The following is a 25712-nucleotide window of genomic DNA, read 5'->3' as shown; positions in this document are numbered from 1 at the left end:
GGACAACAACGCTTTTCACCCGGCTCACAGCTCCACTTCCACAACAGGAAAATCGATCTCAGTATCCGCAACTTCATTGGCATAGTTGGTGAAAGTATTCAGCGCAACATTCGCAACGACCTCCATCACCAACCCATCGTCGAGCCCCGCTTTCCGCGCTCGTTCCAACTCCTTGTCCGAAACATGTCCGCGCTGACGAACGATCTCCTTCGCAAACATAGCCACAGCGCGATCAGACCCGTCCTCGCCGTCTCCATTGCGTGCCTTAAGAGCACCGGCATCATCCAGTCCAGCACCCTTCGACGAAGCCGTATGCGCCGAAAGGCAGTACCGGCATTCGTTCTCCTGACCCACGGCGAGGGCAACAATCTCGCGCTGACGAGCCGTAAGCCGGCCACGCGAAAGCGTCTTCGACAACGCCAGAAAACCATCCAGAGCCACAGGGGCATTCCCCAACGTGGCAAAAATATTTGGGACCATCCCCAGGCTCTTCTCTACCAGCGAGAGCGTCGTGGCAACTTTATCGACATTCGAAAAAGCAACTGCGGCAACACGTGACATCGTCTCTCCAATTCTCCTGAAGCGCCTCAGCGGCGTTCAGGATCGGTTCTATTTATAAGATGGGACGGATTGTTGCGCAGAGTATTATAGAAATACCTTATAGTCTCACCTTTGGTTTTTTATATGGATCTCCTCGCCCCATTCTTCGAACGATTCGCCCTCTCTGCCCGCATGTTCTACTCCGGAGCCTTCTGCGGCATCTCTCCCAACCTCAACGAGCAGGCCGGTTACCTCCATGTGCTCAAAAAGGGACGGCTGACCATCACTCACCCCAAGGCTCGCCAGGTCGTCATCGATAAGCCCAGCATCATCTTCCTTCCGCGCCCCCACGAACATCGCCTTCACGCTTCAGAGGAAGAAGACACCGAACTCGTCTGCGCCACCATCGAATTCGGCGTCGGCATGCTTAACCCCCTCACCGCGTCTTTCCCTGAGCCCTTCGTCATCCCGCTCGACTCCCTCCCCGAGCTCGCCCCCACCCTCCAGCTCCTCTTCTCCGAGTCCGCCTCCGACCTCCCCGGTCGCCAGACCGCCCTCGATGCTCTCTTCGAGTACATCCTCGTGCTCCTCTTCCGCTCCGCCATGAATTTGCGCCTGGTCGATTCCGGAGTCCTGCTCGGTCTCAGTGACCCTCGCCTCTCGAAGGCCATTGAGCTGATGCACAAACGCCCGGAGACCTCCTGGTCGCTCGAAGCACTGGCCCAGCATGCCGGAATGTCCCGCGCGCGCTTCGCCGCCCACTTTCGCAAGGTCGTCGGCATAACGCCATTTGATTACCTGACGAACTGGCGCCTCGGAGTTGCCCAGACCATGTTGCGCAAGGGCAACTCGCTGAAGCTGATCGCATCCGCCGTGGGATATGCAAATGCCACAGCTCTAACGCGAGTCTTTACGCAACGTTTGGAAATGTCCCCTTCTGAATGGCTCGCTCGTAGGCAGGGACACAGCAAGTAACTCGGAAGACATCTGCTCCGGCATGTCGGACCGTCCAGCGAAACGCCGGCTGGCGGAGAAAGCAGCCTCCGTGGGCCCGTCCTGGTAACAGAGAACAACTACTCTTTATTGGCCGCAAGAGGCATCTGCCGTCCCTACTTTGCGTAATCTCTGAAACGAGCTGTAACGCTTGCGATCGTTGATCTTCACTCTACTTCGCGACTGGCAAGTAAAAGGCAAGTAAAAAGCGATGGATTTCTAAGGTGGACGAACTCCTTCTCTTCTAAACTTCTTCGTTCGACTCACACCTTATACGATAGAGATATGAAACCCAGCGAATTCAATGGGCGATGGCCAACTTCGAAGTCCGAAGAAAACTTTGAACCACTGGCCCGCGACACCCAATGCTGCAGAAAATCTCAGGCGGCACCGTGCTAAATAATTGCGTGACGAACAATTGAAGATCCGTCTAGCACCCTTATTTCTCCCCACGAAAGATTGAGATCAAATAATTCACTAACGTCCCATCAGATATACAGGAGACAGGTTTGACTCGCCTTCGCCCGACAACCTTTCAAAAAGCGCAATCCGAGCCAAGAGACAGATCTAGCGTCATCATCGCTATCTCCGTGCTCTTCACCTTTCTCACATGCTATCTCCGCAATTTCGTCCTACCCAATGTTCCCACCATGTCCTGGAACGATCAGATGCTCTTTGCAACAAATGGCACCAGGATACTGGCGGGACAGTTGCCATACCGAGACTACTTTCAATTCCTCACCCCAGGCACGGACCTGGTCTACAGCTTTTTATTTCGATGGTTCGGCGTGAGGCTTTGGGTAGCAGACTTAACAATGGTGTTTCTGGCGACGGCGGCAGCCTGGTTGATGATGCTTGCTGCACGCCGTGTTTTGCATGGCATGGCTCTCGCGATGCCACCCCTCTTCTTCATTGGATTTGCCCTGGCCAGAAGTCTCGATGCAACCCATCACTGGTTCAGCACCATCTTTGCGATGGCTGCAATGTTAGTGCTGATGCGCGGGCTGCGGCCTCGAAATATCGCGTTCGCCGGAATTTTGTGTGGAGTGGCGACAAGCTTCACTCAGACTAAGGGCGCATTCATAACAATTGGCTTTGTAATCTATTTGCTTTGGATTTCGATCAACCGGAAAGAACCGGCGCATTTTTTTTGGCGTAGATCGTCTCTGCTCGGAGCCGCCGCCGTATCTACCTTCCTTGCCCTGAATCTTCGCTTCATTCTCCTTGTAGGTTGGACGAGTTGGGTTCAATCAGTAATCGTTTTTCCGATGCGTTATTACCCCAGCATCCCCAATCAGACCGGCTTCGCCTTCGGGAGTCAGTTGCACGGTCAGGGAATCCTGACCTGGATCTCGGTTTTGTTCATCTACGGTATCGTGATCGCCGTCTATCCCATCTTTCTCCTGATAGTAGTGCGTCGAAACAGGATTGAAAGAAAAGAACCTTGGGACCAGCTTCTTCTCCTCACAATCACAGGCATCGCCATGTTTATGGCGGTCGCCCCCGGTATGACACTTCTGCGAGTCGCCCCAACGAGTCTTCCAGCCCTGGTCCTTCTCACATGGCTTTTGAGCCGCGTCAGAGGGCCGATCCTTCTGGTTGGTCAGGCGTTGGCTATCCTCTCGCTTGCATTTGCTATCTACTCGACGATCCACGTCCAGCGGCAACCATGGAACTATCTCACTCTACCCGCAGGTCGAACCGCGATCCCAGACCAAGGTAGGTATGAGCTTTATCGTTGGGCGGCGGCGCACACCAAACCAGGAGAGTTATGCTTTGGAGTTCCATATATCTATCTCCCCTTGTGGTTGCACTCACCCGCTCCGATTGACTCACCAGGACCGTGGAGCTATTACCGTCCCGAGCAGATCCAGGCATCGATTAAAGCGTTGGAAGAACATAAGGTTCGCGTTCTGATTCTTAGCGCATATACGGATGATCAATTAATGTGGAGCTATAAGGCTGAAAGTCTGCGTCCTCTGCGAACCTACCTCGATGCCCACTATCGTCATGTGAAGACCTTCTCGAACGCTCTGAAAAACGAGGCATGGGTAAGGATTAACGACACGGATTCGTCGGCGATTTTGGACGATCAGCGACCTCAAAAATAGAAGTACTTGAGGCGCTAGGTTGTTGCGCAAGTCCACCGTATGCGTAGACTATTGTTCTCTCGCAGTATCTAAGGTTTTTCCGGCCATTCATGCCTCGGATAGCGGCGCATCAATTCTCGTCGAACTTGCGGATAGAGGCTCTTCCAAAATCCGGCAAGGTGTGTCGTCGTTTGTACTGCGCGATGATTTGGCGCCAATAGATGAATAACGAGCGGGGTCTTGTTCGGACCGATCTTAGGCGTATCCTGCATCCCGAAGAAATCTTGGAGGCGTGATGAAATCCACGGTAGTCTGCCTTCCTCGTAATGGACTTTGATTTGACGTCCATTTTTCAGGCGAACGCTGAGCGGGGCGATCTCATTGAGGAGTTCCGTGTTTGACTTCTGTTCTAGCAATGGTATGAAGTTTTTGGAAACATTTTTAAGATCCCCGAAGCTTTGAAGTCCTAGACACAGTTCACGCAGCGTATCTTGGAGATTTGGTAGCTCGAAACCCGCAAAGGTCAATCGAGCCAGGAAGTATTCCAGAGACGCTTTCTCTACAAAGTGATCTATGCCTACCTCGAATGCCTTCTGAGCAAGCAGTTCAGCAGCTTGGGCCTCCGGCGCGGCGCCTCGCGATTCCTCAATGACGAGTTTGTCGTACAGCAATGCGCTTAATCTTTCGACACGCTCCGTCGTGCGATTCCATACCACGCTTAACCTTTCTTCAATGCGATCAGGAAAAAGTTCGAGCAGCCACTCCGGCTCGATTCTCGCGGTCATGCGGATAAGTGGCAAGGGATTTTCCTTACGATTCTCAGCATCGATGGCAAGCATGAATTCGTAGCGTGGCATCTCGCCGGTTACCTCGGCAAAGATGCCCGTCGACAGCTGCACTTGATTACCGATTCGCTGGCGGGCCACACGATCAGGAAAACCAACCAACAGGGACAGAAGCAATGCCTCGTCATCATGGCGAGCTTGTTTCGGTGGTCGAGCCATCCTGAGCAGTTGTTCCGTGTGCTGCCGCAAACGATGATCCTGAGGCAGGTCCATGGCCACAAGCAGATCATTCTTCTCACTGCGAGTGCCAAATCCAAGCATTGCTGCAGCCAGACATCCATCCTCTCCAACGCCTCGATCCAACGCTTCGATTAAGATGCGGGACAAGCGGGGAGATAAAGGAAACCGTGCAAGGCGTTGAACCATTCCTCCGCTTGTGCCGCCGTTTGCGCCAATACGATCGAGCAACAATTCAGCACTCCCAACGTTCTCTATAGGTGGGGCATCCAGCCAATCAAGATCATCGAGATGCGCGACCTTCATAGCCCGAATGCTAAGTAGAAGCTGCGACAGATCTGCGCGTGCAATCTCAGGAGGATCGTGCTCCGGTCGTAGCAAATAATCTTCTTCAGAATAGAGGCGTATCACCTGGCCAGGTCCGGTTCGGCCTGCTCTTCCGGCTCTTTGCGTGGCGGATGCCTTACTGACCCGGCCGACCTGCAGCGTCGGCAGTCCAGTCCAGGGCGAATAGGTTGCGATGCGCGCCAGACCAGTATCGATGACTGCGGTCACTCCTTCGACCGTTACAGAACTTTCAGCAACATTCGTCGCGAGAATGAGTTTTCTTTCCGCAGACGGTAAAACGGCGCGGTCCTGCTCGGCGGGCGAAAGGTCTCCATGCAAGGGTAGAACAAGCAGATTGGACTGCCGAGCAATCGTTTCGCACTCGCGCATCGTTCGCCGGATCTCGGCGATGCCAGGAAGGAAAGCCAGAATATTGCCGGAGTGCTGCCAGATATTCAGCAGTTCCACTGCCTTCCTCGTTTGAACATGAAGCGGCTCTCGGGAATAAGGTAGATGCCTAATCGATAACTCGAACAGCCGTCCCTCTGATCGAAGAATCGGACAATCTTCAAGATATCGAGCTATCGGCGCCGCATCGAGCGTGGCCGACATCACAATGATGCGTATCTCCGGCCTGGTGCGCTGGAGACGCTTCAGCAGCGCCAGCGCAAGATCGCTGTCCAGGTGGCGCTCGTGGAACTCATCGAGGACGATTGCATCGATACCCTTAAGCGTCGGGTCAGTGAGCAAGCGTCGGGTCAGAATGCCCTCTGTGACAAAGCGCAGTCGCGTGCGCGGACTAACCCTTTCTTCGAAACGGACTTGATAGCCAACTGTTTCGCCAACCTCTTCCCCCAGCTCCCACGCTACCCTTCGTGCCGCCATCCTCGCCGCGATTCTGCGCGGTTCGAGCACAATGACTCCGCCGACGACGAGACGGAGAATGGTCGGCGGGATGCGGGTGGTCTTGCCGGTTCCCGGCGGCGCTTCGATGACGAGGTTGGGCGTATGCTGCAGGGACGCAAGAATCTCCGGCAGAATCGCATCCACCGGAAGTGCTGGCTTTCGATTCACTGCATTGATCGGAACACAGCGTTCTAGCGCCGTCAATGCGGCGGTATACGGTTAGTCGTGTCTACAACGGTGAGATCTGGACGAATATTTCGAGGAGCATTCGGTCAGCGACATCGTATCGGACCGCCTGATCGAGCAGATAAGGGACAAGGCCATTGTGGAGTTGAACCTGATTAGAGTCTGACCGATCTCAGACGCATCTGCTCTTTCTCTATCTGGCGCGCGCGCGAGAGAGAGAGAGAGAGCAAAAGAGCGCCGGCTATTTCATTCTTCCCTCTTTCATGACTACTCCCGACGGGAGACGTCCGCACGATGTCGATCAGAAAATCATTGAACTATTTCTAATGACATTTATATGAACTTTTTCCGGTCTTGTAAGGGCCGCCAGTTATGTAATCGCGATGTCGTAATCGTTTTTGCCTCGAATCTCCACGCTCTGATGCTTACGAGATGAAATCCGGTTTCGTATTCGCGATCTGAGATTACTGGGGACCAAGAAAGGAAAGCAATGCTCATGTGGGATATTGGCATCATTTTCGCGATCATCATGTTCTTCGTCATCGCCGGAGCCTATGTCCGGGGATGCAGTTGGCTTAGCAGAAAGGGCCCTCATGATTGAGATTTTCGCTTTGTCGACTATCGTTCTGGCTTTATTTGTCTATCTCGTTTATGCGCTTCTGCAACCAGAAAAGTTTTAAAGGAAATTCAATCCATGACTGTCAATGGCTGGTTTCAAATTGTTTTTTTCTTCGCGCTCGTGCTTGTCTGTGCGAAACCGCTGGGCGTTTATATGGCACGGGTCTTTGAACGGGAACGCACATTTGCGGATATCATCTTCAGGCCCATTGAGCGTCTAATTTATAAACTCACGGGTATTGATGAAACGCACGAGATGCGATGGACCGAGTATGCCGCGTCAATGCTTGTCTTCAGCCTTGTGACGTTGCTCGTTACATACCTGCTTCAGCGAATGCAACAGTATCTTCCCCTCAACCCGCAACACCTTGCCGGAGTCGCCCCTGATCTGGCCTTCAACACCACGGTTTCGTTTACTGCCAACACGAATTGGCAGTCTTATGTTCCGGAGACCACGGTCAGCTATCTAACCCAGATGATGGGGCTTGCCTACCACAACTTCCTTTCCGCGGCTGTCGGAATCGCTGTCGCCATCGCTTTTGTGCGTGGCATCTCTCGGAAAGAGTCGAAGACCCTGGGTAATTTCTGGGTTGACACGACCCGCGCCTCTCTTTGGGTCTTGCTCCCTACCGCGTTCATTTGCGCTCTTCTTCTTGTCTCGCAAGGTGTCGTTCAGAACTTCCGCCCTTATGACCAAGCCAGGCTTTTGCAACCGCAGACAGTAACAACCACCGGCGCGGACGGTAAGACGTCGACGCAGATAATCACGACACAGACGATCGCTCAGGGACCGGCCGCTTCCCAGGAAGCCCCCAAGATGCTCGGCACTAACGGGGGCGGATTCTTCAATGCCAATAGTGCCCATCCATTCGAGAATCCAACGCCCTTCTCTAACTTGTTGGAGATGTTTGCGATCTTTCTCATCCCAGCCGGTTTGACAGTAACCCTCGGAAGAATGACTCGATCTCCAACTCACGGCTGGGCCGTATTCGCCGCGATGTCAATCCTGTTCTTTATCGGTGTATCCATTGCATATTACGCGGAGGCCCAGCCAAACCCGCTCCTTCACAGTAGCGCAATGCATATCGATCAGCGCTCCACGGCTCTACAGCCTGGCGGAAACATGGAAGGGAAAGAGGTTCGCTTCGGTATCGCTAATTCGGCACTCTTCGCTACCGTGACTACCGATGCAAGCTGTGGCGCTGTCAATGCGATGCACGACTCCTTCATGCCACTCGGCGGAATTGTGCCGCTGGTGAACATGATGCTAGGCGAAGTCATCTTCGGCGGGGTTGGCGCCGGTCTCTATGGAATGCTTAACTTTGTCGTTCTGGCTGTCTTCATCGCCGGTCTGATGGTGGGCCGAACCCCTGAGTACCTTGGTAAAAAGATCGAATCGTACGACATCAAGATGGTAATGCTCTACGTGTTGATCTTTCCGCTATCGATTCTGGGTTTTACCGCGGTCTCTCTGTTGATGCCCACTCTTGGTCTATCGTTGCTGGCGAACGCCGGGCCTCATGGTCTGACTGAGATTCTGTACGCCTATACGTCAACTACGGCCAATAACGGATCGGCGTTTGCAGGCTTGAGTGCCAACACTCATTGGTACAACCTGTCCCTAGGGACAGCTATGCTGGTCGGCCGTTTTCTGATGATTATCCCTATGCTTGCCATCGCTGGAAATCTTGCAAAGAAGAAGGTTGTCCCGCCCTCGCCGGGTACCTTCCCGGTTCATACCCCGTTGTTTACGGTGTTGCTCGTCGGAGTCGTCCTGATTGTGGGAGCCCTCACATTCTTTCCCGTGCTTTCGCTCGGTCCCATTCTCGAACATCTCCTGATGCAAGCCGGGAAAACCTTCTAAGAAAACAGAAAGAAGAGCAGACACGTATATGGCTAATACACGTAAACGGTCCCTGTGGGACACGAAGATCATTCGTCGCGCATCGGTCGATGCATTCGTCAAACTCAATCCTCGCACAATGATGAAGAATCCTGTCATGTTCGTGGTTGCGATTGGCAGTCTTATCACGAGTATCTATCTCTTTAGAGATCTTTTCACCCATCATGGCTCCTTCCGCTTTGATCTTCAGATCACTCTTTGGCTTTGGTTCACTGTTCTCTTTGCGAACTTCGCAGAAGCGATGGCAGAAGGGCGGGGCAAGGCGCAGGCCGACGCTCTTCGTCGGGCCAAGTCAGAGACGACTGCGCTTCGCTTCAAGGCAAATGGTCAGACGGAAGAAGTTCCCAACTCTCAGCTTCGGTCAGGTGACATCGTATCCGTCGTCGCAGGCTGTATGATTCCGGGCGATGGTGAAGTCATCGAGGGAGTCGCATCCGTAGATGAGTCTGCAATTACGGGCGAGTCGGCACCAGTGATCCGAGAGGCCGGCGGTGACCGTTCTGCCGTAACAGGTGGGACACGGGTTCTCTCCGATCAGATCAAGGTAGAGATCACATCTAATCCTGGCGAGACTTTCCTTGACCGTATGATCGCCTTGGTCGAGGGCGCAGAACGCCGAAAGACGCCGAACGAGATAGCGGTCAATATTCTATTGGCGGGATTGACGATCATCTTCTTGCTGGCGGTAGTTACGTTGCAGCCGGTCGCCATCTATTCGACCGTTCCGCAATCTGTCTTCGTCCTGATCTCTCTTCTGGTTTGTCTGATCCCTACGACGATCGGCGGTTTGCTTTCTGCCATAGGGATTGCAGGTATGGACCGTCTTGTACAACACAACGTTCTTGCGATGTCTGGCCGCGCAGTTGAGGCTGCGGGCGATGTAAATACGTTATTGCTCGATAAGACGGGGACCATCACTCTGGGTAATCGTCAGGCTTCGGAATTTATATCGGCTCCCGGTGTTAGCAAGGATCGTCTAGCCGATGCGGCACAACTATCGTCCTTGCCGGACGAGACGCCGGAAGGCCGCAGTATCGTCGTCCTGGCGAAGGAACTGTATGGCCTCCGCGGTCGTGAACTCGCCGACTTAGAGGCTGAATTCGTTCCTTTCAGCGCAGTGACCCAAATGTCTGGCGTGAATCTCGACGGCCGTATCATCCGCAAAGGATCTACAGATGCGATAGCTGCGTTCCTCAAGGAGAATGGCGGAAGCCTTCCCGAAGAGGTTCGAGCCGATGTCGAGGCGGTGGCCCGCAGCGGAGGTACGCCCCTTGTGGTGGCCGAGAATCGTCAGGCACTCGGGGTCATTCACCTCAAGGACATCGTGAAGGGGGGCATGAAGGAACGATTCGCTCAACTACGGGCGATGGGTATTAAAACCATCATGATCACTGGTGACAACCCGCTCACCGCCGCAGCGATATCGCGCGAAGCAGGTGTAGACGACTTCCTTGCCGAAGCTAAGCCCAAAGACAAGATGGATCTGATCAAACGCGAGCAGGCTGGAGGCAAGCTGGTCGCGATGACGGGCGACGGAACAAACGATGCTCCGGCGCTGGCCCAGGCAGACGTAGGTGTCGCCATGAACACCGGAACCCAGGCTGCTAAGGAAGCGGGCAATATGGTCGACCTTGACTCCAATCCGACCAAGCTGATCGAAATCGTCGAAATTGGTAAACAGCTCCTGATGACCCGGGGCGCACTCACAACCTTTTCCATCGCCAATGATGTGGCGAAATATTTCGCAATTATTCCGGCTATGTTTGCAGGGGCGTTTCCGGTGCTGAACGCGCTCAACATAATGCATTTGAAAAACGCGGAATCGGCAGTGCTCTCGGCGGTGATCTTCAACGCGATCATCATCATCGGCCTCATACCGCTCGCCCTGCGGGGTGTGAAATGCAAGGCCATGTCGGCAGAAGCTCTTCTTCGCCGCAATCTCATCATCTACGGCGGAGGGGGTATCATCGCTCCGTTTCTGGGTATCAAGCTCATTGACATGCTCATTACAGCCCTTCACCTGGCCTAAATAAAGGATCGTTTATGCGTCGTTATCTTATTACTGCAATCCTCTATACCGTCGTTACGACTATCATCTTCGGCATCGCTTACCCCTATCTAGTGACCGGAACTGCTCAACTGATCTTCAAAGACAAAGCCGATGGGCAGCTGATAAAAAAAGATGGTCATGTCCTCGGTTCGCAAATCATCGGGCAGCCATTTTCAGATCCGAAATACTTCCATTCACGTCCGTCGGCTGCCGGCAACGGATACGATGCTGCGAGTTCCGGCGGTTACAACTTTGCACCGACAAATAAAAAGCTTACCGATCGCATCACAGGGGATGCTACTGCGGCACAGACGGATCACCCCGGCGTCGACGTTCCTGTCGATCTGGTGACAGCCTCTGCTTCCGGTTTAGATCCCGACATAACTCCTGCTGCTGCGGAGTTTCAGGTCGCTCGCATCGCCAACGTAAGACATCTGCCGGAATCAGTTGTTCGTGAACTCGTCGCGAAGCATACGTTAGGACGGCAGTTTGGGTTTCTGGGCGAGCCGCGTGTTAACGTTCTTCAGCTCAATCTCGGCCTCGATGACGTAGCGTCTGCAAAATGATCGATTCAACACATAGGATGGTGCACAAGGTCACCAGAACCAGCTGGAGTTCCCTGATGGTTCTGGAAGCAGCATGGACGGCGATGATCGTCGGCTTCCTTCCCCTTGCAGGTAGCATGGTGGAAAGGTTCGGGTACGAACATTTGGTTCTCTTCAGCGCAGCCTATGCTGGGATTCTTCTCTTCCTTCAAGACAGAGCAAGTCGTTGGAAATGTCCGCGTTGTTCGAAGTGCTTCCTGCGTACAAACGGGTCCGGTAGGGCCTCGCCGTTCCGGTCACGATGCGGGACTTGCCGCCTGACGAGGGGCAGCGAAGATCTTTGACGAGCGCGGGATCCTACTGATCGTTCTCTTCTGAAGAGTTTAACGTGTAGCCGACCCATGGGTCGGTAAGTAAATAACGTGGGTGCAGTGGGTCAGGTTCGATCTTCTTTCGTAGCGCGGCAACCAGCACTCTTAGATATTCCGGTTGGTGTGTACTGTGTGGCCCCCAGATCGAGCGAATGACAATTGAGTGTGTCAGTACCCGATCCGCATTACGCAGAAGAAAGAGCAGGAGATCATACTCTTTCGGGGTTAGTTTTATCTCACGCTCTTGAATGGTTACATGTCTCTTAAGTAGCTCAACCTTGAAGTCTCCAACATGAAGGAGAGATTCATTCTCCGCTGGCTGAGAGGCCATGTTTCGGACCAGCTCCAATCTACGAAGTGCAGTGCGTACTCGGGCAAGGAGCTCTTCGATGCTGAAGGGTTTGGTGACATAATCGTCGGCGCCGGCATCGAGAGCACGAATCTTGGAATCCACGTCTTCCCGTACGGATAGAAGAATGATAGGCAATGCCGAGGCAGTTCTTATCCTTTTGCAAAGTGCTACGCCATCCATTTCCGGCATCGCCAGATCGGTGATGATTAAGTCAGGCTTCCAGTCCTCCAGAACGTTCAATCCCGAGATACCGTCTTGCGCTGTCCGGATGTCATAGCCATTTGCAACGAAGCTTGCTCGGAGAGCCCGCGTGATCGTAGGCTCATCGTCTATGACCAGAATTCTGCTACGGTGCGATGGTACTTGAATATCTTGATTCATGATTCGCCGTCTTCTCTGATGGGTATTCGAAACGTGATTGTGGTTCCCTTTGAGGCAATGGCCTCTGCTATCCATATGGATCCGCTATGCGCTTCCACCAGTCCCTTCGCAATGGATAAACCTACACCAAGCCCGCCTGGACTGTTGAGGCGTGAATTACTTCTATCTGTGCCCCGATAGAACTTGTCGAACACTTTGGACAAATCGTCTTTTTGTATTCCGCTGCCATGGTCCGAAACAGAGACCTCCACGTCACGCTCTATGCGTCGGGCGTTGATGCTGATTTCAGAGTTATCAGGAGAATACTTTCGAGCGTTGTCCAGGAGAGTATAGATAACTTCCGCCAGCGCCCGGACGTCGATGTGCATCAGCGGAAGGGTCTCGGGAATGTTGACGATTACACGATGCTTGAGCAGCAAAGTTTGAGCCCGTTTAATAGCCGCCTGCGCTACGTCGTTCAAAGAACCCCATGTTGTTTTGAGCATGAGATCTCCAGCCTCGATACGCGCAAGTTCTACGAAGCTGCTGATGATCTGATCGAGGTGAAGGCTCTCTTCGTCGACTAATTCGACTAATTCGCTGTTGACCTCAGGATTAAGGGTTTCTCCCATCCGTTGAGCTTTTCGCAACGTGGTCGCTGCGGCTCGAATCGATGTCAGAGGAGTCCGAAGATCATGAGTTACGGCGTCGAGGAGTGCCGTCTTCATCAGATCACTCCTCTTAATTGCTTCCGCCTGACTGGCCTTCTCAAATGCGGTTTGCAACTCTGTATAAAGACGGTCAGTTTGTTGTTTCGCCAACAACGCCTCTACGGCTCTTTCCTTCGCTTTCGCCGAGAGCTGGCCAGCGACGAGAGCCGTGACAGAAAATGCCGCAAGCGCGACCCAGTTCTGCGGGTCCGAAATAGTCAGACGCAAAATGGGAGGAAGAAAAAAGAAGTTGTATCCAAGCATGGCCACGACGGATGCAGCAAGTGCTGGCCTGCTTCCCATGTGAACAGCGGAGAAGAGCACTCCGAGTAGCAAGGCAAATCCTATTGTGGTCGTGTTCACGATGCCTTGGAGTGGCGCCAGTGCGAACACCAGAAACGCAAGACAAACGGTCGATGTTAGTGTGCGCCTCATCACGTTTTTAGAGATGAAAGACTCAGCACTTCGGAACATTGTGGCCGGCCGCAGCATGCTGATCTTAGTGTAGTCGACATCGCCCAAAGTCTTGCTCTTCTTCGTGCACTTTTCGAACGTGTCGCGTGTTGCGCTCCTTATGACTTTTCTATGATCTTTTTACGAGCAGCTAATTCCCGTCCGCGGTGTAATCGCCTTGGAATAAGGCGGTGATTGGAATGGCAACAGTATCAACGGGCGTTACGATCTTAGCGATTGGAACAGGTGGAGGAGTCGTCTTCTTTCTTTGTGTGCTTTACCACTTCATAAAAGAGAGCGGACGCCGGACAAGAAAAAGCATCTGTGCCTTGATCTTTGACTCTGTCCAGGAGGACAGTCGGCGCGATCATAGGACACTAACGATCGCCCTAATGTGCGCAGTCCTCTTCCTTGCATGCTCCGAGGCGAACGCCCAGACGTCGCCTCAATCTAATCCCGAAGTGGAAACACTCCAGCAGAAAGTGCTTTTGTTGCAGCATCAACTTAAGGAGATTCAAGGTGAGCTCGATAAGCTGAGGTCGCCTGCGACCTTACCGCCAGCTGCAGCGGAGAACGTTCCATCCGAGCCAACGAAGGCCGCGGAGGCGAAGACAGTCGATGTCGCTTCAGACTCGACAAGGCAATCCATTTTGCCAGCGAATTCGACATTGAACGTTATCTTTGACGGCTACTATGGCTACAATTTCAACCACCCCATTGGGCGCGTCAATTCACTGAGGGCTTATGACGTTCTAAGCAACAGTTTCAGTCTCAATCAGGCTGCCGTCATTTTCGAACTGCCAACGGATGTAGCGGCAGGCCGGCGCTATGGTATGCGCTTTGACCTGCAATTTGGGCAGGCTACTTCGACCCTCCAGGGAAATCCCTCCAATGAAAATCGCCCAGACATCTACAGAAACATCTTCCAGGCCTACGGAAGATATGTGGTTCCTGTGGGGAACGGTGTGACCGTAGATTTTGGAAAGTGGGCCAGTTCGCTTGGCTACGAAAGCAACTATACGAAAGATCAACTTAACTACAGCCGTTCGTTCTACTTTTATTACTTGCCGTTTTACCACACCGGTGTGCGCGTTAATTATCCGGTAAATGACAAAATTGCAGTCAATTACTGGCTGACAAATGGAACACAGCAGACGGAGCCATTCAACTCTTTCAAAGACCAGATGATTGGCCTCGCGATAACACCGCGAAAAACGATTACATGGAACGTTAACTACTACTATGGACAGGAACACCCGGATGTCACCCCATCCACCAATTGTGGTACAGCACCCATTCAGCCTGGATTGTGTTTTACTCCGATCAACCCCGCGCCAGACGGCCGCACCCACTATATAGACAGCTATGTGAGTTGGCAGGCTCGGCCTAAACTGCTGTTCGGGCTCGAGGGCGACTATGCCATCCAACGGCAGTGGAGAACTGCCGGTCCAGGGCGCTCCTCCGCTCCTTCGCACGTAGATGGTGGTGCGGCCTACACGCAGTATCAGTTCAACTCACGTGCCTCTTTCGCTGGTAGAGCAGAATATCTTTCGGACCGCGGCGGTCTTTTTAGCGGGACGACTCAAGCCTTGAAAGAGACTACCGGCACCTTTGAATACAAGTTTGGTTCTGGGTTCATAGGGATGGTGGAGTACCGGAGGGACTGGTCGAATAAGAATTTCTTTCCGACAAGTATCGAGGGAACAATGAAGGGGCACCAGGATACGGCAACGATAGGCCTGGTCTGGTGGTATGGGAACAAAGAAGGGGCGTGGTAATGCCCCACAGGGATCGTAGGTTGTGGCCTGGTTGGCTCAACTCATTGTTTTATTTCTGATTTGTCCCGGAGTAGTCGAGGATCGTAACGGAATGGCTCCGCGCGGCCAAGTGTGATCTTCTGGAACTCAGGATGATTAGGGTTTAGAAGCCAATTGTTCTCAGCGGGAGCCACGACCGAAGGAATGATCAACACAGCGGCTTGGTTCTCGCGAACGAATGTTTCACCGATGGCCGCAAGGGACTGAGGAGCCGGATAATCCTGCCATACTTTCGGCAGGTCATCGATCTGCAGGTGACGCCTGGGGATATCATCTGGAACTTCCGCCCTTGCAGGTACAAGGTCTCTTGGAGACTGGTCAGAGTCGAGATGCACAAGGTACTCAACCATGGCTAAGGAGAGATGCTCGGCTGTGTACACAATGCGGGTTCCCGGTGCCGACCAGCGGCCACCGTAACGGTAACTTCCCTCTCCATCAAACGGTGTTGAAGCAAATGGCTGTCTCAGCAGGCGGTACACAAAGGTCAACTAACACCGCCGTACCCAATGCGACCCAGTACGTTCTCCACCTCACGCGCCCCAAGTTCCGTGTCTACGATACTCAGAGGAGCTACGCCGCCCAACGCGTGATTCGGCCTCTTCATCCAGTCGATGGCGATCTTGTGGTCGCCGAGAAAGTATGCGGCCAGCGAGACTAGGCGTGCCAAACGATAGAGACGATCAGACTCATACCGAGCGAGACGTCCTTGACTCTTACGGCGTTGCAAGCTTCGAAGAGAGAGGTCGAGACTGCTGGCTATTTCCTGCAGCGAAAGTCCCGTTGAAGTGAGAGCGCTCACAGCTGCTTGCGGAAACCCCTCCCGGATGGCCGCACTCAGGTCCTCCGAAGTGCGCACCCTACGACCGACTCCGGCTTCGCCACCCAGTTCATCAACGACCGCAGTGAGCTCATTCACCATAATGTCATCTATTATACCGCCAAATGGCGCGAGTAGAGGGTCGTCAATTGTGAGCCACGCGATGGACACTCATTCATCTGAAGCTTTTGAGGCATTTACATGTAAAGATCCCCTGATCAGCCAACGTCCCCGGCAACAGAACGGAGCCGTTCTTAAAGGCCCAGTTTTCTACCGCTCAATGATTTCTACCGTCATATTGGTTCGCCGCGCCAGGAGTTGGAACGTTGTCGGAGACCTGTGCTCCATTGGTATGAGTCCGGGATAGTGGAGTGGTGAGGCTAATGCCGCTACCCGAGATCTGCGCGCCAGCTGCGTGGGCACGAGCGAGGGGTGCGACGACTGTGATAGTGGCCGCGCCACGGGCTCTACTCGAAGAAACAACTGCCGTTTCAGAATTTGCTCCTTCATCAATCGTGATTGTCTGACCTTTACCAAAGCCAGTCACGCTCACGACAGGCAGAAGAGTTGCTCCAGCATCAGTGGAAGTGCGGACCGTCGTGGCGCCTGCTGTTCCGACTGCGGCGATGACGGCGGATTCAGTATTTGCACCAGAATCAATTTGAACTGTTTGCCCAAGCCGAAACCCTTCCGTACTGGCAACCTTGATGTTCGTTGCACCCGCGGCCGACGTAGCCGACAAAGAGGCCGCCGCCTGCGTTGAAAAGTCGGTACAGTTGCTGTCGGTATCGGAACCGTCAGGGAACCGTCCTGCGCTCGTATTGATGGCAACAGGCGCCACAACTGTCGACCAGGGATTGAACACTGAACCAGGTGCAGGGGCGTAGCAACCGCTTAACTCAGCTCCTGAGACAGCTTGATCTCCTTCGGCGGCCCATGGATCGACGAGGCCTCCATAGTTAAGACTGTCGGCAACCACTCCCGAAGGGTCACGGAGTACGATGCTGCCTTCTTCGACGATGAGGGGACGGCCGAATTGCGGGGACGTCGTGGTTAATTCCGGTCCGCCAAACCACTGGTTGGGCGTTGGCATACCCTGGTATCCCGCGGTCTTGACTGCGGCATCGCGTACGGCCGCGTGGATCGCGTGATTGCTGGTCAGTGGCCTGTCGAGCGTTATGCCAGTCCCAAGCGCCTGGACTGGCTCATTGCTCGAATGGGCAAAGGCAGTCGCAGGCTGGAAGCTGATTCCTGTTCCACGATCGCTGAATGGAAGGTTGGCAGCATGCTGGAATCGTAAAGGATCGGCTAGGTCCAGTCCTGTGCCCGGGGATACAACCCACTCACTGACGACATGAGATTTGGCAAGAGCGGGCGTAAAGTCGATGGGGGTGCCATCCGGCCCTGGCGCGCCCACGGCGGTGACAGTGACGACCTGCTGACTTGCAGGCGTGCCGACCGTGATCTTGTCGCCTGCGGCGAAACCTTCAGCCCGGCGCACGCTGATTCGGGTTGCTCCGGCGCTCACAGGAGCTGAGAGATTGGTCTGGCTTGCAGGCGTGCCCACATGCGCCACCGTCACGGTTTCGATCCCATGCCCCACGCTGTCGATATCCAACCTGATCTTGTCACCGGTGGAGATATTTGCGAGGGATGTCAATTGGATATTGGTGGCTCCCGCAGGCGCGTCCATTGCAAGGTACGCCTGTGTGCCAGGCTTGCCAACCGCGGTCACCGTCGCGATCTCATACTGCTCCATCGTATTTGCAACAACCGGATAGGTAGAGCCATAGCCAAGCGCAATCTTCTGACCAACAACAAAACCGGATGCGTCCTCAACCGGTACATTGGTCGAACCGACAGGAATTGTGATCACTGGTTCTTCTGGCAGTGATTGACACAACGTTGTATGGTTGCTGGCAGCCGTCCCGAGGCTGGCGATCTTGCGCGCTTCCATGCTGGACCCTGTGCCGATGTTGATCGTATCGCCAACCGACACTCCCTCGGTGTTTCTAACATGGATGATGCTGTCGCCTGCACGAGCGGGGATCGCCAACCCGGAGTTGGAGAGGCCAAGCAGGTAGAAACCGCCCGCAGCAAGCTTCGTTCCAGGCAGGATCTTTACCGTCGAGGAGATGGCCTGATGGGCTGGATGCTCGGTCAACGTCCAGTTGGAGAGATCGACGCCTTCGGAACCTGCATTGTAGAGCTCAATAAATGAATTCGTCAGGTTACCTGGAGCGCCGGAGGTGACTCGAAACTCGTTGATCTTGACTGGTATGGCATTACGAACCTTTGCAACTGCCGTCTCAACTTGCCTTCTGCCTCCGGTCGCATTTGTCCACGATGCATGAGCGACGAGATCGCCGTTGAAGGCTGCTGGCGCAGAAGTGACTTTGAAAGTCGCGCTCACGCTCGCACCCGACGCGACCTGTTGAGCGAACGTCTTCGACGGCTCGGTCGTGCCTGAAACTACAGCGGTCCACTGTTTGCTCGGTACAGAAATGCTCAACGAGACTTGTGCTGCCGGAGCTCCTGTTGTATTCGTGAATGTGACGGTGAAATCTTGCGAAGATCCCGGAGTGAAGGTCTGCGGGCCCGCATGTTTTTTTGATGTCGCAGCCGGAACCAAACGAAGTGGAGCTTCGTCGTACTTGGCAGCCACAATGTTCGCCTGGACAAGCTGGTCGGTAGCGTTCGATGGAAATGTACCAGCTGCAGTCATCGCTCCTTCGTAGAACGTTCCTTGCGAGCCGACGCTATTGTCACCGCCGTTGCCCAGGAGAATCGCCCCCTGCTTGCGCATCGGGTCATAGGTTGGATTCACACGGTGCCCATCGAACATGACCGACAGAGCGCCCTTTTGAGCATCGCCACCCATGGATGTCCAATGATGTGGCTCTCCTTTGCCGATTGCGGTTACAAAGCGCCAGGGGATACTGGGTAAATTGGGGCAGCCTTTGGTCCCATCATCGTTGACGCAACCGACAAGGTTATTTTCCTGATCGGTCATAATCCACGGACCGTGACCAGCCCCGCTATACCACGGTGTGGCGTTACCGAAGTAGAGGGTCTCCATGGTGCCGTTATCATCATCGCGACTATCGATCTCGGCATTGCCGTAGTCGAAACAGCAACCGGCGTTGAAATGCTTCCCGTTGACCACCCAGTATTGCCCCTCTGCCTGGTCGTCGACCGCGGTGCCTTTCACATCGTTCTGGCGAAGCCCCATGCCCGGTTCGATGAACACGCCATAGACCTTGTGCCCCATGATCGTGATCGGGGCCATGTCCGCGATCGGAAGGGTGTTGAAGCCTCCCAGGGCCGGACCGCTGAATCCGCCACGGGGAGCCTGAATCAAGTCGTTGTGTTTGGGAGACTGGTCGTAGATGATACTGATCCAGCAATAAGTACCGGCGCAGAACTTATCCTGTGCGGCTGCGTCAGCGTATCCGCCTGGATCCGGAACTGGCGTGGCAGTCGCTCGGACAACGTCAATGTCAAGGGTCTTGCCGTCCGACTGGCGCAAAACCTGGTAGAGAGGACCGTTATAGGTCGCATATAACGCCCGGGTCGTACTATGTGCCGCGGCACATGGGTCCCCAGCAGCCGCGTAAATGTCGCACGGGCCCTGCAGCCTGTGTGAAGAAACGATGGCACCCGTAGGAGATTGTTGCGCTATCGTCGAGGTGACGCCAACAACCGTAAGTACAAGCGCGAGCCTAAGCACAAAATCGATTCTCGTTTTCATTCTTATCCTGATCTACTGGGACGAAATTGTCTTGGGCTCTGAAGAAACGAAGTCTCTCCGTTTTTGGGACCCAGTCTATTTTGAATTTTCTGTCGGGATACGTATACCACTTGGCAGTGATTCGTTCCATCTGCTTCTCCAACCCTGGCGTCCCGGTTGATGCGGACACGGTGTGCTTGTCCGGGTAGAAAGCAGCAGGGCACCCGTGAGCGTCGAGATATCCGCGCAGCCAGTCGAAGTAAGACAACGTGCTCTCGCTGCCACGAAGATTAGCGAACGCGCGTTTCCTCGACCTCATTGTCGAATATTGCCGTGAACGCAACTCTCAAATTTCTGTTCGTTGCCTATGCAGCGACAGAGCTATATGGTCAAAGCCTTGATCTCCGGCGAAGGTGGCTCATATCTCGAAATTCAGCGCAACTGATAAGGAGCTGCAGACGCAGCGACCAGTGCTGCCTCCGCAGGTGCCGCTGCCTTCGAGGCGTTCTCGATCCCTTTTCCTGAGACGTTCACAGTGCTCAGTAAAGGCCCGCTAAAGCCGGCGACCTGAATGCCACGCAGCCTCGCATTTCGTACGTTGGCGATCGTGATGCCTTTTTGACATGTGCCGGAGATACCCTCGAGAACAAGACCGTCGAGAGGCTTGCGTGCATCGATAGCCCTGGCATCTACAAGAACAGGAGCATCCTGCACACGAATATCTTCGAATCGGAAGTTTCGGTATAAGGGGAGTCCCTCAAGACCAGGCACAGGGTTCGCGTCCTGGATGCCTGCGCTGGTCTGGTTGATGCTGAGAAAGCCCATGCGCATCTTTGTTGCCTCCATATCGCGGACAGCAATGTTTTCAATGAAGGCGCCGCGGCCGATGCGACTCTTTATATAGATTCCAAATTTAAACACACTGGTGATCCGGCAGCGCTCGATGACCACATCGCGGATACCAGCTGACGTTTCGCTGCCGATGCCGATGCAGGCATAGCCCCGTCCTTCCAGCGTGCAGTTCACGATTCGCACGTCTTCAGTCGGGCGATTCATCTGACAGGCCTCTTCGCCCCGGCCGGATTTGAGCGAGATGCAGTCGTCGCCGGAGGCGATATCACACGAGTCGATAAGAACGTGCCGGCAGGAGTCGATATCGATGCCATCGCCATTGGTTTCGGTGCTCCGGACGGTCAGGTTGCGAAAGACAAGATTGTCGCAGCAGGTGGGATGAATCGACCACATATGCTCGTAGTTGGTGCTGAAGCCTTCCAGATGCACACCATCGCAGTAGATTGGTTCGATGAGCGCAGGACGACGCAGAGGGTTGTCTTTGGTGGGCCGTCCACTAACAGCTGGATTCCCTTCAATGCGCCCCTCACCAATAACAGCGATGTTTCGAGCGTCGAAGGCATGAAGAAGAGCTGTGTAACCCGGAATCCATTTGCCCTCCCAGCGCACTTCGGAGACTTTGTAGTCGGAAAGATTCGGTGACCCTACAAGAGTAGCGTCCTTCTCCAGGCGAAGCGTCACGTTACTCCGCAAGGTGAGGCCACCGGTGAGGTAGCGGCCAGCGGGAACAATGATCTGACCTCCTCCCAAAACATGACAACGGTCGAGTATCCGTTGCAGCGTATCCGTTTCGAGCGTAATGCCGTCGCCCTTAGCCCCAAAATCACGAACGTTCAATTCAATCTTCGGCGCTGCAGGCGACTGAGAAGCGGACTTCGAGGCAAACGAGCGGGGCGCCAGTGAGGCGGTGGCCGTTAAGCTGAGAGCTCCTTTGAAGAGGTCTCGCCGGTTAACCTCGATCAGCGACTGCGGCATTTTCATGAATTCCTTTCATCGTTTCGCGAACGCGTGCCCTTTTTGAGCGCATGAACCATTCGCTCTCAAAGGGGGCATATCGATTGATTTTTGCGGTGCAGAAGTGCTCTCTGTTCGGAGATGCCTATGTGGGTCTCTTCCCTGCCCAAAAAACCAAAAAGAAAAAAAGAGAGAGCACAAACATCGAAAAATTCCGTAAGTCCATTTATACCGCTACTTGACAGCTATTTCAAAAAGGGACTAGTTTCATATGTGAATTTCTAGTTCAATATCAAAATAGAGGCCTGCTTTGTCCCTATCAGTTATAAAGGCCGCGGTATCGCGTCAATTCGCCCAGTTCCTCGTTGTCGTTGTGCTGCTCGTGTTGCCCATTCGAACGCTTGCCCAAGAGTTTCGCGGAACTATCAGCGGCACGGTCACAGACAATACAGGCGCGGTGGTCCCCCATGCTTCTGTCGTCGTAACCAATATGGACACAGGCGGTCAGGCTCGGTTGCAGAGCAACGATGCCGGCGCATATGCTGCTCCCTCGCTTACTCCAGGTCCGTATTCAGTACGGGTGGAAGTACCTAACTTCCAGTCTGTTTTACGCAACGGCATTACGGTACAAGCGGGCGATCATCCTCAGATTGATATTCAGCTTCAGCTGGGCGAGGTTTCGCAGAGCGTTGTTGTCGATGCAGATGTTCCGTTGATTGATACCACGAACTCCGCGATTGGCCAGAGCATCGGCACCAAGGAGGTCGAAGATCTACCGCAGAATGGGCGCACACCAGTCGTGCTGGCTCAGCTTGCCCTTGGTGTTGCCAGTACGCAGCCGCCTGGGCAGGTTCGTCCCTTCGACAACGGCGGAGCGGCTTCTATCACGATCGCAGGCGCAAAGAATCAGACGACGGAGACACTGCTCGATGGCTCGCCCGATACCGACAGCCAGCTGAAGGTAGCCTACAGCCCGCCGCAGGATGTGGTGCAGGAGGTCAAGGTCTATGCCTTCCAGGCGGATGCGGCTTATGGTCACTCGGGCGGCGGCGTGGTAAATCAAGTCACGAAGGGCGGCGCAAACAAGCTTCATGGTTCGCTCTATGAGTACAACCAGACTGCCGCTTTGACGGCGAATAACTATTTCAGCAACCGAAACGGTACGCCTCGCCCGAATACGCACTTCAATCAGTATGGCCTGTCGATAGGTGGTCCCGTGTGGATTCCTAAGGTCTTCAACGGCCGTGACAAGGTGTTCTTTGAGTTTTCGTGGGAGGGGATCCGTGATTCGCAGCCGGCGGGCGGTTATCTGCACGTTCCCACCGCAGCGGAGAAGCAGGGCGACTTCAGCGACCTTTTGGCAAACGGTGGTTCCGCTTATACGGTCTACGATCCAGGTTCGGCTGTGACGACGAATGGCGTAACCCGACGCACTCCGTTTTCCAACAACAAGCTGCCGAACGTGAACCCGATCGCGGCAAAGCTGCTTTCGTACTACCCAGACCCGAACGTTCCGGGGGCGAATGCCCTCGCGATGAACAACTACTTCAGCAACTTCAACAGCACAGATACCTACGACAACCAGTTTGGACGTATGGATATTAACATCGGTGCCAACAATAAGCTCTTCTTCGATGTTCGCCACAACCAGAGAGTCCAGACGACCTCAGACTACTTCCACAACAATGCGACCGGCGCTTTGCTGACGCGCACCAACTGGGGCGCTGTTGTGGATGACGTCCATACCTTCAACGCAACGACAGTCGCCAACGTGCGATTCAACTGGACACGCTATGCTTCGCTGACGGGCGGACCGTCGCAGGGCACGGATCCGGCTTCGGTCGGCTATTCCGATGGGCTGAGCCAGGGCGCAAATATTCAGCAGCTTCCAAGCGTTGCGCTCAGCAGCACAGGTTCCTGCAACTCGCCTGGAAAGCAGACAACTTTTGCTTGCCTTTTCACTCCGAACAACACTCCGAATGCAAACTGGAACGATGTGTTCCATATCTTCGGCAGCGTCAATAAGTTGGCTGGAAATCATTCGCTCAAGTTTGGTGTAGATGCTCGTGAATACCGGATTGAAAATATCTCCTACGGGTATCCGACAGGACAATTTGTCTACGGTTCGGATTTCACGCAGGCGGCCAGCAACTCCAGCGCTGCACCGTTTGGTCAGGACCTCGCCGCGTTCGAATTAGGTCTGCCGACCTCTGGCGCGATCAACAGGAATGTCTTCACCGCGACGTGGAACCGCTATCTCAGCCTGTTCGCACAGGATGACTGGCGCATCTCCCGCACGCTGACGATTAATGCAGGTCTGCGTTTTGAGCATGACTTTCCGATGTACGAGCGTCACAACCGCGTGATCAGCAGCTTCGATCCAACGCTGACGACGACGCTCTCCTCGGCAGCAACCGCGGCCTACAACGCGAACCCGATTCCGCAGATTCCTGCGGGACAGTTCGCTGTGCCGGGAGGTGTAGTCTACGCCTCGAGTGCGCGACCGCAGATCTACAACACGGATTCCTACACCTTTAGCCCGCGCGTTGGGTTTGCCTGGAACCCGGAGCTCTACGGTGGCAAGACCACGATTACAGGTGGCTTCGGAATTTTCGTCTTCCCCGTCCAGAATCTCGCAACCATCAACAGCACCGGCTTTAGCCAGAACACTCCTTATGTTGCGACAAACGATAACTACGCAACGCCTGCCAGCACACTGGCAAATCCATTCCCCAACGGGCTTCTTGAGCCACAGGGCTCGGCGGGAGGAGCTGCAACCAACCAGGGACTAAGTACCGGTACGCTCAATCAGCATATGAAGAACGGGTATTCAGAGCGCTGGGCTCTGTCATTGCAGCAACAACTGGATGCCAATACCATCTTCCAGTTGGCCTATATCGGCGCCCAGTACATCAAACTGCAGGTCAGCAGCATACCTCTGAATCCAATTCCGGCGCAGTATCTGAGCTCCAGCGCTGTACGGGATCCGAATGTCGTGGCGTTACTCAACAACTCGGTGACGAACCCATTTCGCGGATTGCTTCCCGGAACCACACTGAATGGCAACACAATCGCCCGAGGTCAGTTGCTTACAGCGTATCCGCAGTACCCGATCAACGGTCTGACCCTGCAGGACATCCAGAACGGAAAATCCAGCTACAACAGTCTGAATGCACGCGTGCAGCGCAGGCTTTCGCATGGCTTGACGTTCATCGCGAACTATACCTGGTCAAAGAATATCGAGCAGACCACGCGTCTGAACGACTCCGACCTTCGTTACGAGAAGCGCATCGCCAGCTTTGACTACACCAACAAGCTTTCGATTGCGAGTGTGTATACGCTCCCGTTCTCTGCGGCGGGCGGGGACAGTGTAGCCGGTCACCTTGCACACGCCGTACTCGGCGGTTGGGCTGTGAGTGGCATCTATACCCTTCAGTCGGGCGCTCCGCTTGCCTTTGGCAATCTGATCTACTATGGCGGCGATCTCCGGTTGAACCCTCGCGAGACCAGGTCGAATGTTGCAGCATTCGATACGACTCAGTTTGATCAGAAGGCAAACGATCAACCAGGAATTTCTGTCAACGGCGTGGCGATACAGACGAATATCCGCACGTTGCCGTCAACGTTCTCGCAGTATCGTGGAGATCGCACAAACAATCTGGACACATCGCTTGCACGTCAGTTCCATTTTCGAGACACCCTGACCGCTGAGATACGAGGAGAAGCCTTCAATTCTCTTAACCGTGCTCAGTTCGGCGGTCCCAACCTTTCGCCGACGTCGACGAGTTTCGGTTTGATCAGTTCTCAGGCGAACCAACCGCGCGTGCTTCAGATCTCGGCGCACGTACGCTTCTAGCCAGCATTGCCAGAGAACAAACCGGAAAAGGCCAGATCGATCCGATCTGGCCTTTTCGCAGCGAGAAACATTCTTCTCTGGAGGAATGTTTCTGCGCCACTCACGTTAGCGCTAAAGCTTCCTTTGTGAGTAGAGAGAATCCCAGTATCCATTGCAGGGTCAAGGAATAGCTAGGCCGTTTTTATTTTTGAAACTATTTTTCCATTGACAATGACGGTCAACGGTTCCTAAGATTGGCGCGGTCAGAAAAAATATATCTA

The 25712-nt window shown here is 54.1% G+C and carries 16 protein-coding genes and 1 pseudogene; 8 read left to right on the top strand and 9 right to left on the bottom strand.

Going from position 1 to position 25712, the window contains the following annotated elements; translation table 11 throughout:
* Nucleotides 1-24: 24 nt before the first annotated feature.
* Nucleotides 25-561 carry a carboxymuconolactone decarboxylase family protein gene (locus AC5S26_RS17310; protein WP_494186178.1) on the bottom strand — a complete coding sequence of 179 codons (537 nt, stop codon included), beginning with the start codon at nt 559-561 and terminating at the stop codon, nt 25-27.
* 123 nt (nt 562-684) lie between these two features.
* Here AC5S26_RS17310 and AC5S26_RS17305 point away from each other — a divergent pair, with 123 nt between their 5' ends.
* Together AC5S26_RS17305 and AC5S26_RS17300 are read left to right on the top strand one after the other, a co-directional pair.
* Nucleotides 685-1515, top strand: coding sequence for an AraC family transcriptional regulator (locus AC5S26_RS17305; protein ID WP_494186177.1), 831 nt, complete (start codon nt 685-687; stop codon nt 1513-1515).
* A 527-nt stretch (nt 1516-2042) separates the two neighbouring features.
* Nucleotides 2043-3644: a hypothetical protein gene (locus AC5S26_RS17300; RefSeq protein ID WP_494186176.1), complete on the top strand. Its 1602-nt coding sequence runs from the start codon at nt 2043-2045 to the stop codon at nt 3642-3644.
* 68 nt (nt 3645-3712) lie between these two features.
* Here the strand turns inward: AC5S26_RS17300 and hrpB are convergent, their stop codons facing one another.
* Nucleotides 3713-6022, bottom strand: coding sequence for an ATP-dependent helicase HrpB (gene hrpB, locus AC5S26_RS17295; protein WP_494186657.1), 2310 nt, complete (start codon nt 6020-6022; stop codon nt 3713-3715).
* 596 nt (nt 6023-6618) lie between these two features.
* Here hrpB and kdpF point away from each other — a divergent pair.
* The 4 genes from kdpF to kdpC are packed head-to-tail and all read left to right on the top strand — an operon-like array spanning nt 6619 to nt 11201.
* The gene (kdpF, locus tag AC5S26_RS17290; protein ID WP_494186175.1) at nt 6619-6744 is read left to right on the top strand and encodes a K(+)-transporting ATPase subunit F; all 126 of its coding nucleotides are present in this window, start codon (nt 6619-6621) and stop codon (nt 6742-6744) included.
* A 14-nt stretch (nt 6745-6758) separates the two neighbouring features.
* Nucleotides 6759-8546, top strand: a complete 1788-nt coding sequence (gene kdpA, locus AC5S26_RS17285; RefSeq protein WP_494186174.1) for a potassium-transporting ATPase subunit KdpA — start codon at nt 6759-6761, stop codon at nt 8544-8546.
* A gap of 28 nt (nt 8547-8574) precedes the next feature.
* Nucleotides 8575-10614, top strand: coding sequence for a potassium-transporting ATPase subunit KdpB (kdpB, locus tag AC5S26_RS17280; RefSeq protein WP_494186173.1), 2040 nt, complete (start codon nt 8575-8577; stop codon nt 10612-10614).
* Nucleotides 10615-10628: 14 nt separating this feature from the next.
* A complete protein-coding gene (kdpC, locus tag AC5S26_RS17275; RefSeq protein ID WP_494186172.1) occupies nt 10629-11201 on the top strand; it encodes a potassium-transporting ATPase subunit KdpC in 573 nt (190 codons plus the stop codon).
* A gap of 336 nt (nt 11202-11537) precedes the next feature.
* Here kdpC and AC5S26_RS17270 read toward each other — a convergent pair whose 3' ends face one another.
* From AC5S26_RS17270 to AC5S26_RS17260, 3 genes and pseudogenes are all read right to left on the bottom strand, one after another.
* Nucleotides 11538-12284, bottom strand: coding sequence for a response regulator transcription factor (locus AC5S26_RS17270; protein ID WP_494186171.1), 747 nt, complete (start codon nt 12282-12284; stop codon nt 11538-11540).
* Complete coding sequence (locus AC5S26_RS17265; protein WP_494186656.1) at nt 12281-13084, bottom strand: sensor histidine kinase; 804 nt, start codon at nt 13082-13084, stop codon at nt 12281-12283. The genes AC5S26_RS17270 and AC5S26_RS17265 overlap by 4 nt, the downstream gene beginning before the upstream one ends.
* A gap of 15 nt (nt 13085-13099) precedes the next feature.
* Nucleotides 13100-13408, bottom strand: a pseudogene (locus AC5S26_RS17260) (DUF4118 domain-containing protein); the annotation flags it as partial.
* Between the two features lie 218 nt (nt 13409-13626).
* Between AC5S26_RS17260 and AC5S26_RS17255 the strand changes: the two are divergent.
* Nucleotides 13627-15204 carry an outer membrane beta-barrel protein gene (locus tag AC5S26_RS17255; protein WP_494186170.1) on the top strand — a complete coding sequence of 526 codons (1578 nt, stop codon included), beginning with the start codon at nt 13627-13629 and terminating at the stop codon, nt 15202-15204.
* A 41-nt stretch (nt 15205-15245) separates the two neighbouring features.
* Here AC5S26_RS17255 and AC5S26_RS17250 read toward each other — a convergent pair whose 3' ends face one another.
* From AC5S26_RS17250 to AC5S26_RS17235, 4 genes are all read right to left on the bottom strand, one after another.
* Nucleotides 15246-15722, bottom strand: coding sequence for an RES family NAD+ phosphorylase (locus tag AC5S26_RS17250; protein WP_494186655.1), 477 nt, complete (start codon nt 15720-15722; stop codon nt 15246-15248).
* 5 nt (nt 15723-15727) lie between these two features.
* A complete protein-coding gene (locus tag AC5S26_RS17245; protein WP_494186169.1) occupies nt 15728-16162 on the bottom strand; it encodes an Xre family toxin-antitoxin system antitoxin in 435 nt (144 codons plus the stop codon).
* A gap of 175 nt (nt 16163-16337) precedes the next feature.
* Nucleotides 16338-19811, bottom strand: a complete 3474-nt coding sequence (locus AC5S26_RS17240; protein WP_494186168.1) for an arabinofuranosidase catalytic domain-containing protein — start codon at nt 19809-19811, stop codon at nt 16338-16340.
* 411 nt (nt 19812-20222) lie between these two features.
* Entirely contained in the window at nt 20223-21617 is a 1395-nt protein-coding gene (locus AC5S26_RS17235; protein ID WP_494186167.1) for a glycoside hydrolase family 28 protein, read from the bottom strand.
* A 289-nt stretch (nt 21618-21906) separates the two neighbouring features.
* Here AC5S26_RS17235 and AC5S26_RS17230 point away from each other — a divergent pair, with 289 nt between their 5' ends.
* Nucleotides 21907-25452: an outer membrane beta-barrel protein gene (locus tag AC5S26_RS17230; protein ID WP_494186166.1), complete on the top strand. Its 3546-nt coding sequence runs from the start codon at nt 21907-21909 to the stop codon at nt 25450-25452.
* Nucleotides 25453-25712: the final 260 nt, after the last annotated feature.

The sequence above is a fragment of the Edaphobacter sp. FHG110511_03 genome (assembly GCF_059115365.1).
The sequence above is the reverse complement of the archived record's forward strand: the minus strand, read 5'-3'. Positions and strand labels throughout refer to the sequence as shown.